Raw genomic sequence first — 12,873 nt, forward strand, 5'->3', positions numbered from 1 at the left:
CCCACGTTGTCGGAATGACGCCAGGAATGTAAAGCGCCGGAGATAATAGCAGCTTTCTGCCGCGATCTAAACCCGCGAAAAATGCGCTAAGCCATCGACAGATAAAAAAAAACCGCTGCGCGGCGCTGACCGGCAACGGTTTTTCATCACGGCTCGCTTACATCGCGTAAGAAAGCTGGATGGTGGTTTTGGTGTCGGTACGATCCGGCGCAGACTCTGGCGGATTATTATTCCAGGTCACGTTGTAAGCCAGCTTCAACGCGAAGTGTTCGTTGATGGCCACCTGCAAGCCGGTTTCGGAGTTCAGCGTTGTATCTTCACCGAAGCTGCTCAACACGGAAACACCCTGGATGAATTTGGTCGTGTCAGTCAGTTGCCACTGGTAGCTCACAGCACCGTATCCCAGCGCCTTGGTTTCGTGACCACCTTCATGGAAATCATCGTAACGGACACCGGGACCGAATTCAGCTCGCAGCGAATGCACAGGACCGTTCAGCAACTGGCGACCATAACCGGCAGTCAGTACATCGCGCGAATCATAACCGTTGAAACGGTCGCTCAACCAGCTCGCCTGACCGAACAGATAGTCCGCACTGTTCATATTGTAACGGGTACGACCACCGATGTTGTAAGTCTCTGAGGAACGCTCATCGTTGGATGAGTTGTTCGCGGCGTTGCCCCACAAGCTGTAAGCGGTGTTGGTCTGATACCACGTCATGTTGGTTGAGGCGCTCAATGATGAACTGGTGGTATTCCCTGTCTGTGCCAAATAACCGGCTGACGCGCTGCCTTCAAACGGTTTTTTTGCCGTTGAAGGGTCATCCATAGAGGTAAAAACGGTGTTATCAGCAAATGCCTGGTGACAAAATGCTCCAGCAGAGAGCAATAAAACAGCGGACAGCTTATTAAAGGCTTTCATTAAATGTGACCCGTACGGCAGTTTAAAAAAGAGTGAGTCTGAAGAGTTTTCCCAGCCAATCAATGCAATTTACGGTAAGTTTTGTAAAAAAGTATGAAGGTGCCAGAAATGCCAGGTTCCGCGCTGGAACCGCATGGTTAATAGGAGCTTTCCCATTTCCGCTGCGCATTATAAGAGGCAATTAGCGAAATAGCAGCCCAATTGATACAAGAATTTTCTGAAGCCTGTTGACGCAGATTTACGCTCCCTTTTCCCATCTGAATTGCGCAGAATTCGCTCTATCCTCAGCGCTGGTCTACGCTGAAACCTGTTCTATTACAATGAGGTGAATGATGAGTGACCACGACCTTAAACGTTACATTGTCACGCTAAGCTATTCCGATGAGAGCTTAGGCGATCTGCAATCCCTTAACAGCGTGATGGTCAGCGGCGGTTACACCACGACCTTGCATGATGATGAAGGTCATTCGCATGAGTTGGGAACCAACAGTTTTGGCATCATCAGTGCATTGGAACAACATGAGATCGCAGAACACGCCGCAGGGCTGGCGGATGTTGCCCTGCATCGTAAAGCGGAGGTGAAGATCTCCACGCTGTCCGAATTTCTACAGGCAAAACCATGACGCGCCACAAATAATCGCCGCACCACTGGTTTTGCTGAAGTTTTGAGCGCTACAATCAAACCTACGCAGCGAATAAAGAGGATTACCCAATGTGGTCAGCCATTAGTCGTCTGTTAAGCGAACACGCCGGTGAAGCTGAAATCACTGAACGCTATGAACTCCCTGGTGGCGATGTGCATCCCGCCTGGCGCCTCCGCTACGGCGATCTCGACGTTTTCGTTAAATGTAATACGCGCGATATGCTCACTCTGTTTAGCTGGGAAGCGGACCAGCTGGGATTGCTGGCGCGGACACAGACGGTCCGGGTGCCTAAAGTGTATGGCGTCGGGAATGACCGCGACAGCAGCTTCTTACTGTTGGAGTATATTCAGCCAGAGGCGCTGAACGAACAGAGCGCCTTCCAGCTTGGCCAGCAGTTGGCTCACCTCCATCAATGGAGCGAGCAACCGCAGTTTGGACTCGATTACGATAACAACATCACCACCTCCCCCCAGCCCAACAGTTGGCTACGCCGCTGGTCGGTGTTCTTTGCTGAACAGCGTATTGGCTGGCAACTACAGCTGGCCGCTGAGAAAGGGGTGCAATACGGCAATACCGAATTGATTGTCGATTGCGTGCAACGCGCGTTGGCCAATCATCATCCTCAGCCTTCTCTACTACACGGCGATTTGTGGCCTGCTAACTGCGCGGATAGCAGCAGTGGGCCATGGCTGTTTGACCCCGCCTGCTATTGGGGCGACAGGGAGTGCGATCTCGCGATGTTGAATTACTACGTCGAATTGCCACGCCAGATTTACGAGGGATATCACTCGGTGTGGCCGCTGGCGGAAGGGTTTTCGCAACGACAGCCCGTGTATCAGCTCTACTATTTGCTCAACCGCGCTAACGTGTTTGCCGGTAACTGGACAAGCGCCGCACAATTCGCGATTGACCAGCTTTTGAATGAAGATGCGTTAGGACAACGTCAGGCCAGACCGGCCTGACGCCTTACAGCATGCCCAGCAATTTCAGGACAAAATAACCAGCGATGGCGATGATAATCGGCAGGATATAGAGCGGGAAAACTTGCAACAAAATGGTATGACGCGGGATATGGATTTTCTCTTCCAGTTGCGCACGCGTGCGCCCTTCTGCACCTTTGGCTTGTTCAAGAATCAGCTGGTCTTCAATGCCTTCTTTGATGTGACGTGACTGACGCCACATGCGTGCGCCTGACGCCTGCAAAGCAATGCCGACGAAAATCAGGATGTAGATGATCCAGAAGCCAATATTGGCACCGCCATGAAACTCCGGTACCGGTGAGTTTTGCCAAAACAGGTTCAAAAACGGCGTATTGAACTTGATCATGTCGACCATGACATGGACAAAATCAAGCATCACTGCATCAATGCCCGGCTGCTTTTCACTGTGTTTAAACATGAAGCCGAGAATTGAGATAATGGTGGATAGCAGCGCCGGAATAAAAATTACCCAGCCAGCCACTCGCTTAAGGATGGCGATGCGGCCAGCCTGTTGGTAAGTCATGGTGTCTCCCTTCACATACAGTAGTTTTGCCCTAAGTCTACCTGCACTGCGGCTTTTTTTCCTGAAAAATGCGTAACCTGCCGTGAGTCGGATTTCCCGGCTGCGCATGATAAGGTAGGGCAAATTTCAAACGGAGCTGTTGTATGTCTTATCGTCGCCCGGTGTTGGCCGCTATTTTTGATATGGACGGATTGCTGATCGACTCTGAACCCTTGTGGGATCAGGCAGAACTGGATGTGTTTGCCAGTTTGGGTGTGGATATTACCCGCCGCCATGAACTGCCCGATACGCTGGGTTTGCGCATCGATCAAACCGTCCGTATGTGGTTTGAAGCTTTGCCGTGGAACGGCCCGGATCAGGCGGAAGTGACGCAACGTATCATTGCTCGCGCACTGGCATTGGTTGAGGAGACGCGTCCATTACTGCCCGGCGTTGAACAGGCATTACAACTTTGCCAGCAGCAGGGATTAAAGATTGCCCTCGCCTCTGCTTCACCGCTGTTTATGCTGGAGCGCGTGTTGGAGATGTTCAATCTGCGCAAATACTTCGACGCGATTGCTTCCGCCGAATCTCTGCCATACAGCAAACCCCATCCGCAGGTGTATCTGGATGCGGCGGCGAAATTAGGGGTGGACCCGCTGAACTGCGTGACGCTGGAAGATTCGTTCAACGGCATGATCGCCACCAAAGCCGCGCGCATGCGTTCGATTGTGGTGCCATCAGCCGAGTACGCGGATGATGCGCGTTGGGCGCTGGCCAACGTGAAGCTGGCGAGTTTGACCGAGTTGAAAGCTGAGCATCTTTTCAATTAATTCTGATACACCTGTGCCGGGCCAGGACTTAGCCCATCCATTCTCGTTGCCCATCTGTGGGCAACGCTTTCCATTGTTCCTAAACACACACTACGGCAATGACCGCGCGTATTTGATCGCCCACGCAATTAAATAAAACAACGTTTCATTTTTATTGAATTCACATCCCATCCTGCCTAAGATGCCCAAAGACCCGCTTCGGGACACTTCCTTCAACTTTGAGAGGTCTGAGATGGACGTTCGTCAAAGCATTCATACTGAGCATGCAAAAAATCTGGACACCGCCGGCTTACGTCGCGAATTTTTGATCGAGAAAATTTTTGAGGCAGACCATTACACCCTCACTTACAGCCACATTGATCGCATCATCATTGGTGGTGTCATGCCAATCCAGCAGTCGGTGACGATCGGTGAAGAAGTCGGCAAACAACTGGGCGTGAGCTATTTTCTCGAACGCCGCGAACTGGGCGTGATCAACATTGGCGGACCGGGCTTGATTGACGTCGATGGCAAAACCTGGGAGGTAGGCCATCAGGAGGCGCTGTATGTTGGTCAGGGTGCCAAAAGCGTGGTTTTCCGCAGCAGCAACGCCAACCTTCCAGCGAAGTTTTACTACAACAGCGCACCCGCACATACCCGTTATCCGGATAAAAAGATCACCCTGCAGGATGCAGTCAAAGCCACGTTAGGGGATGCCGCGACCTCAAACCGTCGCACCATTAATAAATTTATCGTGCCGGATGTGTTACCCACCTGCCAGCTCACCATGGGACTCACGCGTCTTGATGACGGCAATCTCTGGAACACCATGCCGTGCCACACCCATGAACGTCGTATGGAAGTGTACTTTTACTTTGATATGGCAGATGACAGCGCCGTTTTCCACATGATGGGCCAGCCGCAGGAAACGCGCCATTTGCTGGTGCACAATGAGCAGGCGGTGATCTCACCAAGCTGGTCAATTCATGCCGGAGTGGGCACACAGCGCTATACCTTTATCTGGGGCATGGTGGGCGAAAATCAGGTATTCGATGACATGGACCACGTCAGCATCAGCGCGCTGCGCTAACAGGAGCGAAAGATGATCCTTAACGCATTTAATCTTGAAGGCAAAATTGCGCTGGTCACCGGCTGTAATACCGGTTTAGGTCAGGGGATGGCCTTAGGGTTGGCGCAAGCCGGCTGTGACATCATTGGCGTTAATCGTGCCGGTCCTGCCGATACACAGTCTAAAGTTGAAGCCCTGGGGCGCCGCTTTTGGTCGATTCAGGCCGATTTGACTCAGCCGAAAGGGGTGCCGCAGATTGTTGAACAAGCCGTGGCTCAGGCCGGACGTATCGATATTCTGGTGAATAACGCGGGCATCATCCGCCGTGAAGATGCACTCAACTTCAGCGAGCAGGACTGGGACGATGTCATGAACATCAACAGCAAAAGCCTGTTCTTCCTGTCTCAGCAGGTGGCGCGTCAGTTTATCGCTCAGGGCAACGGCGGCAAAATTATTAATATCGCCTCAATGCTCTCCTTTCAGGGCGGCATTCGCGTGCCCTCTTACACTGCGTCGAAAAGCGCGGTGATGGGTTTAACGCGGCTAATGGCAAATGAGTGGGCGAAACACGGCATTAACGTGAATGCCATCGCTCCTGGCTATATGGCAACCAATAATACCGAACAACTGCGTAATGATGAGTCGCGCAACGAAGAGATCCTTGGGCGCATCCCTGCCGGACGCTGGGGTGTTCCGGATGACATGATGGGTCCGATCGTGTTTCTGGCTTCTGACGCTGCAGATTATGTGCACGGCTACACACTGGCCGTCGATGGTGGATGGTTAGCACGCTAACCTGTTCTTTTCCCGCGTCATTATGACGCGGGAAAGCGAAAAATATTAACGCTTCGTTACAGCGTCACCGTTCTATTTCACTGGATAAATCCCTATACTGGATGCATCGACAGTTTTTGCAGCCAGGTTTCATCATGACGGCCGAAGGCCATATCATTTTTGCCATTGCCAGCGCGATTTTTGCTAAGCGTGCGGAGCTGACGCCAGTCATGGCCAGCGCCGACTGGTGGCATCTCGTGCCTGCTGCACTGCTGACCTGTCTGCTGCCTGATATTGACCATCCTAAATCTGTGTTAGGCCAGCGCCTGAAATGGATCTCACAACCCATTGCGCGCGCCTTTGGTCATCGTGGATTTACCCACAGTTTGCTGGCGGTGGCGATCAGCCTGTGGCTATTCCAGATTAACGTTCCGGCGGACTGGTTCCTGCCTGCTGATGTTTTACAGGGGATGACGCTGGGTTATCTCAGTCACATCGTCGCCGACATGTTGACCCCCGCAGGCGTCCCCTTGCTGTGGCCGTGCCGCTGGCGTTTCCGTTTGCCGCTGCTCAATAGCCAGAAAGGCAATCAACTGGAGCGCGCACTTTGCCTCGCATTGGTCGGATATGCATTGTGGTTTCCCGCAGGTATGCCCTCTTTTGGTGCCAACGGTTGGCCCGAGCAACTGTTTAATACGCTGCAAAATGGTGTCGGTCGGCTAGTTAATGGCCAAAGCGGTCAATAACCAGGCAAATCAATCAATAAAGTTATAAACCATTCCTTTTGAGTATAAGCCTGCACTTTCCTGAACTGGTAACATTCCTGACATTCCCTGACGGGAACTTACTGTTTTCCGTGCCAGCCACACGTGCTGCGCGGCACATCTCTGGAGTCGAGTATGGATTTTCCCCTCATTATTAATATCATCGCCTTCGTTGCGTTGCTGATTCTGTTGAATCGTATTGGCAACCAAAGCTGGAGCCTGTCGAAACGCGTGCTGACTGGCTTAGTGATTGGCGTGCTGTTCGGTCTGGCGCTGCAAACTATTTATGGCGAAAACAGCCCGGTAGTGAAGGCCTCGATTGGCTGGTTCAACATCGTCGGCAATGGTTATGTCCAGTTGCTGCAGATGATTGTGATGCCGCTGGTCTTTGCCTCGATCCTGAGCGCGGTAGCGCGTCTGCATAACGCCTCTTCACTCGGCAAGATCAGTGTACTGACCATTGGCGTGTTGCTGTTCACTACCGCTATCTCAGCGCTGGTGGGTGTGATGGTGACGGGTCTGTTTGGCCTGAGCGCGGAAGGTCTGGTACAGGGTGCACAGGAAACCGCCCGTCTGAGCGCCATTCAAAGCAACTATGTTGGCAAGGTTGCCGATCTCAGCACGCCGCAGTTGCTGCTCTCCTTCATCCCGAAAAACCCGTTTGCTGATATGGCAGGCGCGAACCCCACCTCCATCATCAGCGTGGTGATTTTCGCTGCCTTCCTCGGCGTAGCTGCATTGCAGCTGTTGAAGGATGACAAAGTCAAAGGCGAGCGCGTGCTGGTGGCGATTGATACACTGCAGTCATGGGTGATGAAGCTGGTGCGTCTGATCATGAAACTGACGCCGTACGGTGTGCTGGCGCTGATGACTAAAGTGGTGGCGGGCTCTAACCTGCAGGACATCATCAAGCTCGGAGGTTTCGTGGTCGCCTCTTATCTGGGTCTGGCGATCATGTTTGGCGTGCACGCCCTGCTGCTGTCGGTGAACGGCATCAACCCGATGCGCTTCTTCCGCAAAGTGTGGCCGGTGATTACCTTTGCTTTCACCAGCCGTTCCAGTGCAGCCAGTATTCCGCTCAACGTCGAAACGCAGACGCGCCGTCTTGGTGTACCGGAATCGATTGCCAGCTTCTCGGCTTCTTTCGGTGCCACCATTGGCCAGAACGGTTGCGCGGGTTTGTACCCGACCATGCTGGCAGTGATGGTTGCGCCAACTGTCGGCATCAACCCGTTTGATCCGATGTGGATTGCCACACTGGTCGGTATCGTTACGCTGAGCTCGGCCGGTGTTGCCGGTGTCGGCGGCGGTGCCACCTTCGCCGCGCTAATTGTGCTGCCAGCGATGGGCTTGCCAGTGACCCTGGTTGCGCTGCTGATTTCCATTGAGCCGCTGATCGATATGGGCCGTACCGCATTGAACGTCAATGGTTCGATGACGGCAGGTTCACTCACCAGCCGCTGGCTCGGTTTGACCGACAAAAAAGTACTGGAGAGCGACGAGCACGCTGAACTGGCGCATCGTTAATCCCGGATAAAACATCAACGGCAGGCCTCATCGCCTGCCGTTTTTTTATAGCTGAAACTCCGCAATTCCCCCCGATCGTGGCGCTAGCGTCAGGAAAGCGTTAAGCATGGTAAACAGACGAAAAATCAGCCACTTTTCACTTGAGTTTTGTCCCCAGAAGACTAATTCTGCTATCAGTCACAGCAGGAGAATCACCGATGAAAAACGTTATCGCCTCGGTGCTGGCGTTAACCTTATTAACGCCCGCCATTAGTTTTGCCCACCCTTACGGCTGGGGCCCCGGCCCAGGTCCACATTGGGGTGGTGGCCCACGTTGGGGCGGTCCTGGTCCGCTGCGCTTCTTACCTGAAGCGGCGACAGCGGTGCTGATAGGCGGTCTCACTTATTACATGCTGAATGGCAACTACTACCAGCGTCAGGGCGATACCTACGTGGTGGTTCAGGCGCCTGAAGCGCCGCCAGAAGGCGGGATGCGCGTGCTCGATTTCAACGGAAAACGCTATTACGTGCAGGAAGGTCACTACTATCAGCGTGAGATGGGCGGCAATTACGTTGAAGTGCCCCGCCCGTACGGACTGTAAGCGTAAAACGAAAAAAGGCCCGTCATTGACGGGCCTTTTTGCATTCGGCAAGAATTACTGAGCAGCTTGCGGATCGGTATCGTAGTCTTTACAGCTCTGGAAACCGTAGTTCATGACACGGCCCACATCGTTATAACTGACAAAGTAGGTCTGTGCTTTACCATCACGCTCGCCAATCACGTAAGTCTGGCAAGTACCACGGGCGTGTACCATGGTGATTTCAGTTGATGGAGCACCCGCAATCTGGCGAACCTGATCGCGCGTCATTCCTTTTTTCACATCCTTAACCACCGGCTTAGTCACATAGCTTTCCGCTTTGTCATAAGTCGTACAACCAGACAGAGCTACCAGCGTCACAGCAGCAGCGATACATCCCAGCACTTTATTCATCTTTATATTCCTCATTCTTTGTCCATGTCACATTAAGCCTGGAACATAAATCCAGATTAATCAAATCAATGGCAATGTTTTAGGCAATTTCTGAAACGTTAGTTTTTCGTAAAGTTGCTGTGTTGCCGCTTCACGCTTCGTATAATCCCCCGGCAAAAAATCTCAAGACATCAAGAAAACAGAGGATCAATGACACCTGCACACTCTAATCGGCTGGTTTACGCCATTACGCTGGGCCTGCTCGCGGCACTTGGACCGCTCTGTATCGACTTGTACTTGCCCGCCTTACCTGAACTGGCGCGCGATCTGCATACCGAAACCGCCACCGCGCAGTTAAGTTTGACCGCAGGATTACTGGGCCTCGGCGCTGGACAATTGCTGTTTGGCCCGATGAGCGACAAGTTTGGCCGTATCCGCCCGTTGTTACTGTCGCTGGTGCTGTTATTTATCGCGTCGGTTGGGTGCGCGCTGGCAAAAGACATTCACTCTCTGTTGGTAGCGCGTCTGTTTGAAGGTCTGGCGGGCGCAGGCGGTGCGGTATTATCACGCGCTATCGCTCGTGATATGTACAGCGGCCATGAACTGACTCGCTTCTTTGCCCTGCTGATGCTGGTGAATGGCCTTGCGCCAATTGGTGCACCGGTGCTCGGCGGTGTGTTAATGACGGTGCTGAACTGGCGCGGCATTTTTGTGGTGCTCGGTTGTATCGCTGTACTGCTGATCTTCCTTGCGCGCTGGAAACTGCATGAAACGCTGCCCGCCGAACGTCGCAGCCAGGGCTCAATCTTTTCCGCCTGGGCAGCGCTCGGCCAGGTGATCACTCATCGTCCCTTCATGGGCTTCTGCCTGACGCAGGGCTTTATGATGTCCGGCATGTTTGCCTACATTGGCGCTTCCCCGTTTGTATTACAGCAAATCTATGGCCTGTCGCCGCAGGCGTTTAGCTTCTGCTTCGCCGCCAATGGCTTCGGCCTGATTATTGCATCACAAACCAGTGCACGCTTGTGCCCGCTGTGGGGTGAATATCGCGTGCTGAAAGGTGGACTGACGCTGGCGTTCGTGGCGTCAGGTTGCTTGCTATTAGCTGGCCTGACCGGTGCACCATTGCCAATCATTCTGCTGGCACTGTTCTTCACCATCGCCAGTAACGGTGTGATTGCCACCACGGCTTCGTCATTGGCGATGCAAAGTCAGGGACACCGTGCAGGCAGCGCCTCGGCGGTGATTGGCGTCACTATGTTCAGCTTAGGTGCCATTAGCGTGCCCGTCACCGGTTTGGGCGGCACCTCAGTATTGAGCATGACGGGCACTATCTTTGGCTGCTTTATGCTGGCAATTTTGATGTTCATCCTGTTGGCGCAAAAACCGAAAAGCGCCTGAAAAGCCTGCAAATAAGTGCGACAACAAGCCATGCGGCTTGTTGTTTGCCAGCGGAGGCGTTAGCTTTAGCAGATGATTCGCATTGTGCCGTCAGGCTACTGACTTGAGGAGAGGTTCATGTCACTGCAGCAGGAAATCATTGAAGCGTTGGGTGTTAAACCCGTTATCGATCCGCAACAGGAAGTCCGCGTCAGCGTCGATTTTCTGAAATCCTACCTGAAAGCCAATCCATTCCTGAAAACCCTGGTGCTCGGCATCAGCGGCGGACAGGACTCCACGCTAACCGGCATTCTGTCACAAACCGCCATTCGCGAGTTACGTGAAGAGACCGGCGACAAAGATTACACCTTTATTGCGGTACGTCTGCCGTATGGCGTGCAGGCCGATGAGCAGGATTGTCAGGATGCGCTGGCGTTTATCCAGCCGGATCGCACCTTGGTCGTGAATATCAAGGAAGCGATTCTCGCCAGCGAGCGCGCGTTGAAAGAGGCGGGCATCGTGGTTTCCGATTTCGTGCGCGGCAACGAAAAAGCGCGTGAGCGTATGAAGGCACAATACAGCATCGCCGGCATGACCAAAGGCGTGGTGGTGGGCACCGACCATGCGGCCGAAGCCGTGACCGGCTTCTTCACCAAATACGGTGACGGCGGCAGCGATATCAACCCGATTTTCCGCCTGCACAAAGGTCAGGGAAAACAGCTGTTAAAAACTCTTGGCTGCCCGGAACACTTGTATCTGAAGCATCCTACTGCCGACCTGGAAGACGATCGTCCTGGCTTGCAGGATGAAGTGGCACTCGGCGTCACCTATCAACAGATTGACGCTTATCTGGAAGGCAAAACCATCGATGCCGCCGCCGCGAAGATCATTGAAGGCTGGTATCTGAAAACCGAACACAAACGTCGTCCGCCGATCACCGTGTTCGACGACTTCTGGAAAAAGTAACAGCTCGACGTTTCCCGCCGTTGGCGCGGGAAACGCCCTCCTCCTGCCGTTGACTGGCGAGAAAAGCATCACGCTGATATACTGGACAGACAACCAGTAATCGGAGTGTGTTTTGGTCAGACGTGCAGCCAGCCACCGCCTCGAATTTGATGCGGCCGCGATTTATCAATATCCCGAACATTTACGCCAATGGCTGGAAGGTTTGCCCAATCAGCCTGGCGTTTACACCTTTCACGGTGACAGCGATAACCTGCCGTTATATATCGGCAAAAGCGTCAACCTGCGCAGTCGGGTGATGTCGCATTTTCGCACCCCGGATGAAGCCAATATGTTGCGTCAGGCGCGACGAGTCACCTGGATCCCCACCGCGGGCGATCTTGGCGCGCAACTGCTGGAAGCGCAGATGATCAAAACGCAGCAGCCGCTGTTTAATAAGCGCCTGCGCAAAAATCGTCAGCTCTGTTCATTACAGCTTGGCGATGGCGCTCCACAGGTGGTGTACGCCAAAGATCTCGACTTCTCGTGCTCACCGAATCTCTACGGCTTATTTCGCAGTCGCTTTGCGGCCATGGAAAAACTCAAGTCGATAGCCGATGAACAGCGCCTGTGCCATGGATTGTTGGGGTTGGAGCGTTTAACGCCGGGACGTGGCTGTTTTCGCGCCGCGCTAAAACGCTGTGCCGGGGCGTGTTGCGGCAACGAATCCATTGAAGCCCATCAGCAACGGTTGCAAGAGGCATTAGAACAGATGCGCGTGGTGTGCTGGCCGTGGCAAGGCCCGGTTGGCATGGTAGAAGTGGGCACGGAGATGACGCAGATTCACGTCATCGATCACTGGTTCTGGCTCGGTTCGGTCGCTACCGAAGCAGAGGCCCGCCAACTGCAGCGCGCACGCCAGGGCTTTGATCATGACGGCTATAAAATTTTGTGCCGCCCGCTACTGTCCGGGGTTTTCCCGCTGATTGAACTCTAAAACAAAACCGCCGACGCTGCCCAAAGCATCAGATGCAGTGGACAACGTCGGCGGTCTCAAACCGATTAGCTAAACGGCTTATTCACCATCAGCCGGCGGTGGCGGCATTTTACCGTCATGCGGGCCTTTCTCTGTCAGACGTTTCTCAAAGTTGGCGTTGTACTGTTTTTTCTGCTCAGGCGTCAGCACGTTGTAAATCTTGTTCTGTGTTTCCATCATGCTCACTGCACGATCTTTCGCGTTGGCGGTCATTTTCTCAGCCTGCGCTTCGGCTTTCGCTTTATCGAAAGTATCTGAAGCGATGATGCTGTGGTTGGCACGACGCTCTTCCAGAGATGGACGTTTCATCTCTTTATGGCTGTCACGCATGATGGTCTTGATCTGCGCTTTCTGCGCATCCGTTAAATTCAGGCCTTTGAACATCATCTCCATACCGTGATGATGCATTGGCGGCTTGTGCATCGGTTTTTCGCTACCTGCTGGCGGTGGTGTCAGATTGTCCGCTGCAGCGTGGACGATGTTGGCAGCACCAAGAGCCATTGCAGTAGCCAGGAACAGGGAAGTGAGTTTACGCATAATATTTGTCCTTACTATTCAGTTTCATGACGACAAG

Annotated in this window: 15 protein-coding genes; 11 read left to right on the plus strand and 4 right to left on the minus strand. The window is 53.3% G+C overall.

The window, feature by feature from the left end:
• Positions 1-157 precede the first annotated feature (157 nt).
• Positions 158-919 (minus strand): YdiY family protein, encoded by a 762-nt coding sequence (locus FD744_RS10335; RefSeq protein ID WP_034821732.1) that lies wholly within the window; start codon positions 917-919, stop codon positions 158-160.
• A 332-nt stretch (positions 920-1,251) separates the two neighbouring features.
• Between FD744_RS10335 and ghoS the strand changes: the two genes are divergently transcribed.
• On the plus strand, positions 1,252-1,542 hold the full coding sequence (ghoS, locus tag FD744_RS10340; protein WP_160868264.1) for a type V toxin-antitoxin system endoribonuclease antitoxin GhoS: 291 nt from the start codon (positions 1,252-1,254) through the stop codon (positions 1,540-1,542).
• 89 nt (positions 1,543-1,631) lie between these two features.
• On the plus strand, positions 1,632-2,525 hold the full coding sequence (locus tag FD744_RS10345; protein WP_160868166.1) for a fructosamine kinase family protein: 894 nt from the start codon (positions 1,632-1,634) through the stop codon (positions 2,523-2,525).
• Positions 2,526-2,529: 4 nt separating this feature from the next.
• Here the strand turns inward: FD744_RS10345 and FD744_RS10350 are convergent, their stop codons facing one another.
• On the minus strand, positions 2,530-3,066 hold the full coding sequence (locus tag FD744_RS10350; protein WP_058959734.1) for a YniB family protein: 537 nt from the start codon (positions 3,064-3,066) through the stop codon (positions 2,530-2,532).
• 143 nt (positions 3,067-3,209) lie between these two features.
• Here FD744_RS10350 and hxpB point away from each other — a divergent pair, with 143 nt between their 5' ends.
• The 6 genes from hxpB to FD744_RS10380 all read left to right on the plus strand — a co-directional run bounded on the left by hxpB (position 3,210) and on the right by FD744_RS10380 (position 8,572).
• Positions 3,210-3,878 carry a hexitol phosphatase HxpB gene (hxpB, locus tag FD744_RS10355; protein WP_160868167.1) on the plus strand — a complete coding sequence of 223 codons (669 nt, stop codon included), beginning with the start codon at positions 3,210-3,212 and terminating at the stop codon, positions 3,876-3,878.
• A gap of 232 nt (positions 3,879-4,110) precedes the next feature.
• Positions 4,111-4,947 (plus strand): 5-dehydro-4-deoxy-D-glucuronate isomerase, encoded by an 837-nt coding sequence (kduI, locus tag FD744_RS10360; RefSeq protein ID WP_034821747.1) that lies wholly within the window; start codon positions 4,111-4,113, stop codon positions 4,945-4,947.
• 12 nt (positions 4,948-4,959) lie between these two features.
• Positions 4,960-5,721: a 2-dehydro-3-deoxy-D-gluconate 5-dehydrogenase KduD gene (gene kduD, locus FD744_RS10365; RefSeq protein WP_097119257.1), complete on the plus strand. Its 762-nt coding sequence runs from the start codon at positions 4,960-4,962 to the stop codon at positions 5,719-5,721.
• Between the two features lie 134 nt (positions 5,722-5,855).
• Positions 5,856-6,446, plus strand: coding sequence for a metal-dependent hydrolase (locus FD744_RS10370; RefSeq protein WP_058959772.1), 591 nt, complete (start codon positions 5,856-5,858; stop codon positions 6,444-6,446).
• Positions 6,447-6,599: 153 nt separating this feature from the next.
• Entirely contained in the window at positions 6,600-7,991 is a 1,392-nt protein-coding gene (locus FD744_RS10375; RefSeq protein WP_160868168.1) for an L-cystine transporter, read from the plus strand.
• 197 nt (positions 7,992-8,188) lie between these two features.
• Entirely contained in the window at positions 8,189-8,572 is a 384-nt protein-coding gene (locus FD744_RS10380) for a DUF6515 family protein (protein WP_034821757.1), read from the plus strand.
• A 54-nt stretch (positions 8,573-8,626) separates the two neighbouring features.
• On the opposite strand, the gene osmE is transcribed toward FD744_RS10380, so the two are convergent.
• Positions 8,627-8,962, minus strand: a complete 336-nt coding sequence (osmE, locus tag FD744_RS10385; protein ID WP_034821760.1) for an osmotically-inducible lipoprotein OsmE — start codon at positions 8,960-8,962, stop codon at positions 8,627-8,629.
• Positions 8,963-9,151: 189 nt separating this feature from the next.
• Between osmE and FD744_RS10390 the strand changes: the two genes are divergently transcribed.
• The 3 genes from FD744_RS10390 to cho all read left to right on the plus strand — a co-directional run bounded on the left by FD744_RS10390 (position 9,152) and on the right by cho (position 12,260).
• Positions 9,152-10,342, plus strand: coding sequence for a multidrug effflux MFS transporter (locus FD744_RS10390; protein ID WP_160868169.1), 1,191 nt, complete (start codon positions 9,152-9,154; stop codon positions 10,340-10,342).
• A 117-nt stretch (positions 10,343-10,459) separates the two neighbouring features.
• Positions 10,460-11,287 (plus strand): ammonia-dependent NAD(+) synthetase, encoded by an 828-nt coding sequence (gene nadE / locus FD744_RS10395; RefSeq protein WP_058959728.1) that lies wholly within the window; start codon positions 10,460-10,462, stop codon positions 11,285-11,287.
• 112 nt (positions 11,288-11,399) lie between these two features.
• Positions 11,400-12,260, plus strand: coding sequence for an excinuclease Cho (gene cho, locus FD744_RS10400; protein ID WP_160868170.1), 861 nt, complete (start codon positions 11,400-11,402; stop codon positions 12,258-12,260).
• A 78-nt stretch (positions 12,261-12,338) separates the two neighbouring features.
• Here the strand turns inward: cho and spy are convergent, their stop codons facing one another.
• A complete protein-coding gene (spy, locus tag FD744_RS10405; RefSeq protein WP_034821771.1) occupies positions 12,339-12,836 on the minus strand; it encodes an ATP-independent periplasmic protein-refolding chaperone Spy in 498 nt (165 codons plus the stop codon).
• Between the last annotated feature and the right edge of the window lie 37 nt (positions 12,837-12,873).

Origin of the sequence: Pantoea sp. Taur, assembly GCF_009830025.1 — a bacterium.
Lineage (GTDB): Bacteria > Pseudomonadota > Gammaproteobacteria > Enterobacterales > Enterobacteriaceae > Pantoea > Pantoea communis.

Coding starts and splice junctions, on each gene's coding strand:
- FD744_RS10335 (WP_034821732.1), bottom strand. CDS start 919: ATGAAAGCCTTTAATAAGCTGTCCGCTGTTTTATTGCTCTCTGCTGGA.
- ghoS (WP_160868264.1), top strand. CDS start 1,252: ATGAGTGACCACGACCTTAAACGTTACATTGTCACGCTAAGCTATTCC.
- FD744_RS10345 (WP_160868166.1), top strand. CDS start 1,632: ATGTGGTCAGCCATTAGTCGTCTGTTAAGCGAACACGCCGGTGAAGCT.
- FD744_RS10350 (WP_058959734.1), bottom strand. CDS start 3,066: ATGACTTACCAACAGGCTGGCCGCATCGCCATCCTTAAGCGAGTGGCT.
- hxpB (WP_160868167.1), top strand. CDS start 3,210: ATGTCTTATCGTCGCCCGGTGTTGGCCGCTATTTTTGATATGGACGGA.
- kduI (WP_034821747.1), top strand. CDS start 4,111: ATGGACGTTCGTCAAAGCATTCATACTGAGCATGCAAAAAATCTGGAC.
- kduD (WP_097119257.1), top strand. CDS start 4,960: ATGATCCTTAACGCATTTAATCTTGAAGGCAAAATTGCGCTGGTCACC.
- FD744_RS10370 (WP_058959772.1), top strand. CDS start 5,856: ATGACGGCCGAAGGCCATATCATTTTTGCCATTGCCAGCGCGATTTTT.
- FD744_RS10375 (WP_160868168.1), top strand. CDS start 6,600: ATGGATTTTCCCCTCATTATTAATATCATCGCCTTCGTTGCGTTGCTG.
- FD744_RS10380 (WP_034821757.1), top strand. CDS start 8,189: ATGAAAAACGTTATCGCCTCGGTGCTGGCGTTAACCTTATTAACGCCC.
- osmE (WP_034821760.1), bottom strand. CDS start 8,962: ATGAATAAAGTGCTGGGATGTATCGCTGCTGCTGTGACGCTGGTAGCT.
- FD744_RS10390 (WP_160868169.1), top strand. CDS start 9,152: ATGACACCTGCACACTCTAATCGGCTGGTTTACGCCATTACGCTGGGC.
- nadE (WP_058959728.1), top strand. CDS start 10,460: ATGTCACTGCAGCAGGAAATCATTGAAGCGTTGGGTGTTAAACCCGTT.
- spy (WP_034821771.1), bottom strand. CDS start 12,836: ATGCGTAAACTCACTTCCCTGTTCCTGGCTACTGCAATGGCTCTTGGT.